Annotated in this window: 1 protein-coding gene and 1 pseudogene; one reads left to right on the top strand and one right to left on the bottom strand. The window is 30.7% G+C overall.

The window, feature by feature from the left end; genetic code table 11:
- On the bottom strand, nt 1-2,961 hold a 2,961-nt coding region (locus tag AOG27_RS20820), incomplete at its 3' end, for a hypothetical protein (protein WP_152967177.1).
- Nucleotides 2,962-3,400: 439 nt separating this feature from the next.
- On the opposite strand from AOG27_RS20820, the pseudogene AOG27_RS21990 reads away from it, so the two are divergent.
- Nucleotides 3,401-3,562 (top strand): annotated as a pseudogene (locus AOG27_RS21990) (pentapeptide repeat-containing protein); the annotation flags it as partial.

Below are 3,562 nucleotides of genomic sequence, written 5' to 3'. Positions count from 1 at the left end.
ATTTAAAATACGCCCATTATATTGCTCTCCCTCTAATAAATTAGTAATTTCTAAATTAATTTTCACTTTTGGGAATATTTTTTCTACAAATAGCTTAGCTTCATACAAAGGAAAATCTATAGAAAAATCGTCTCCTGTTTTATTAGAAAAAGCTAGCCACTCTGAGACCTCCTGCAAAGTGTTTCTTAAGTCATTCTTTGTTAATGAAATCCGTTCTAAAAAATCATCATTTCCCCTACCAATTTTAGCCAGAGATTGATGTAATTTAGTTAGTTTTTTAGTAAATTCCTTATCAAGACCCTCGAGTAGCAGCTCCCTTCCTACCTCCATAGATCGTTCTGTCAATTTTTCTAAATGTTGAAAGCAGTAATCTATAGTTTCAACATAAGTACTACCTGCATTTATTAAAGTTAAAAGCTTGTTAACATCAACTTCAGAAATAATAAATTTAAATATTCGCTCTTGGTCATCTTTTTCATTTGTGATTATTTTAATAACTCTTGTTTTTAAATTATTAATTCTTGTGTCAATTTCTGAAGAAAAATCCTTTAACTCTTCTTGCATTGCTTTGTAAAAATGGACTTTAAGAATTCTTTTATATCTCCTCTCAAATTCTACATTATCTTTATAAACCCCATTAACTTTATTAGATAGTAAGCCATGCGCTTCAAAAACAGATCTTATAACAGGTACAATTCCATTATGTCTTATATCTGTATTCAAAGAATAATCCAACCCAAAATACTCATCTAACGTATATAGATCTCTGATATCAAGAAGCAGCTGATATGCGTAAGTAAAAGATTCTCTGAGGGAAATAACTTCTTCACCTAGAAAATTACCAAATTCATCTAATTCGGGGAGCTGAAATTCATTTTTTAATGCATGAGTTATTTTTAGATATGAATCTTTATTTCTCTCAACCGCCTTTGCTGCCAGAGCTGCTCGATCTACTTCAATTTTACCTGGACTTAAATCTTTTAAACTAAAGTTTTTTGCGTATTTATGCCCTAAAAAACTAATCTCATTTTTAAAAAGTTCCTTTTTATTCTCACAGGTTTCAATATCTAGCAAACTAGATAGAATTAAAACTCTATCAAACATTAAATGACTAGAGCCTTCATATATTTTCCTGCATATGTGTACGCCTTCAAGAACATCAACACTTAATACGAACTCAAGAAGAAATCGCTCTTCCTGAGAGTTAGGTAAAATATCACTTGGAAAATCAATCTCGAGTTCATCCATAAAGTCATCAAAATACATTGAAATTATATGTTTATCGCTATTTGTAACTTCAACTAGGATGTAAATAACAATAATAAGTTGTATATTTATTGGTAGCTCATGTGGATAATTTTCTATTTCATACAAGAATTCGGTACATGGAAACCTCTCCATGTTAATATTTTTCTTGAAATAATTTTCGCATAGTTTCTTAACTGATAATTCAATATCACCAGACTTGAGTAGACAAAAAATCTCTTTTATCATTAACTCATCTTCAAAATGCTTAGGGAAGTCTTGGATTGATTTATAAGCATCAGCTGCTTCTCGATATGAAGCAATCTCAAATTTTTCGTCAGCTTTTCTTTTCAAAATCCTATAGTTAGGTATCTGATCATTAACTTTTGACAGATCCGATATTGAGTTTAGATGGTAAAAAAGACTGCCATCATCATAATTACTTTTCTGAAAAGGATTAACAGTAGTACAACCTATATCCAAAAACCTATAGATCACTTTTGCTGAATTATTTTGCGTTAATATGTTATTTTTAGATTTAATTAGATTTATAATTTGTAAAGAATCTAAACTCTGATTTTGATATATTTTTTTATTTATAACATTAACATCAAGACACCCTCTAGAAGACACGTATTGAATAACCGATTCAAAAATTTGGCCTAATAGAGTTGAAGAGCTAAAACCACTTTTTATATTAGTATTATAAAGTGAATTTATATAAAACTCATATACACTTGAAAAATCAGGCCACTTATATAAAACCTCTTCACAAAGGTTAACAACTTTTTCATACTCTCCTTTAATGTACTCATCACATATCCTCAGAAAAGCCGTTTCTTTAGAAGAAACATTAACTTCACCGTTGACAATTAAATTAAAGTTAAACCACTTCCTATCCTTTATCCCCACTATCATTTTTATGATATCAAGTGCTTGACCATTTAGCTTTTCATTTGCATATTTACAGTAAACGATCCGAGTTGTACTTAAAAATATATCAACAATATTACAAGGTCCAAAGTATCTCAATACTGACTCATAATCCGTCTCTTTTAATGGGTTAAATCTAAACAAAAAATCGATTGTCGAGTAGTCAGCACAATCCAATGAAACCCCATCAATCAATGAGTCTAATGAAAAATCCACTCTATCTGCAGGTATTGATTCTATTGCTTTATCGAATAATAAATCAAAATCTCTTATCTCAACTGGTTCAAGCTCTAAAGAATGAATTGATTTATAAAATGCAGAAAGTTTAGTATTATCAGCCTCCCAAGCCAAAACTGATAGTTTACTTTCCAAATACCAATAAGATAATCCTGTTAACGCTCTCGCTTCCTCAAGACAAAGATGAGCTTCATCTATTTCCCCTAAAAGAAAACAGCGCTCAAATTCACTTTTTATTTTGCAAAATTCATTTATTAAAGTAATATTTTTATTTATTTTAACTACAGCAATATAAAGCTCTTTTAAAAACTCTGACTTCGGAAAAACAGAGTTACTTTTACGGAATTTATCACGGTATAGTTCTTGGTTATTATGCAAATTAAGTTTAAAATTTGGATTTGTTAACTTTTTATCAAGCGCCTCTCTGAATGAAACAACATTTTTTATTTTTTTTAAATTATTCATTTCATCAATAAAGTTATAGCCCGTTTTACTTACACTAGATCTTACTTTTTTTCTAAATGAACTTTTTCTATTTTTAGCCAATGGGAACTGCCTCCGTTGCAGTGGTGTTAACCTTAACTTATTGCCCTAAAATAACATAACTCCTCAATTTTCTGCTTATAATTATTAGATTTAATTTAAATTGTTTAGTATTTATGCGCTGCAAGATAAAGCAACAATCTCTTACGTTTCCATATACCCCGGCATCGCGCTCTGAAAAGAAACAATTGATGAGTAATATTGCGCATGGATGCGCAATTAGCTAAAACGAAGCCATGATCGGCCTATCTTCGAAGAAATCTATGGAGCAGGTCTTGCTTTATTGGCTTTGCTCTAACTTATTCGCGCGAAATAAATTTCACGCCTACGGTATCGGGGTTAACCATAACAATGTAAGGCAAAATCTTACTTAAAACTTATAGCTTAAAGCTCCTTTACTCTTGCTAACTTTACTCTTGCTAACTTTACTCTTGCTAACTTTACTCTTGCTAACTTTACTCTTGCTAACTTTACTCTTGCTAACTTTACTCTTGCTAACTTTACTCTTGCTAACTTTACTCTTGCTAACTTTACTCTTGCTAACTTTACTCTTGCTAACTTTACTCTTGCTAACTTTACTCTTGCTAACTTTACTCTTGCTAAC

The organism is Pseudoalteromonas lipolytica (assembly GCF_001306915.1).
Lineage (GTDB): Bacteria > Pseudomonadota > Gammaproteobacteria > Enterobacterales > Alteromonadaceae > Pseudoalteromonas > Pseudoalteromonas simplex.
The sequence above is the reverse complement of the archived record's forward strand: the minus strand, read 5'-3'. Positions and strand labels throughout refer to the sequence as shown.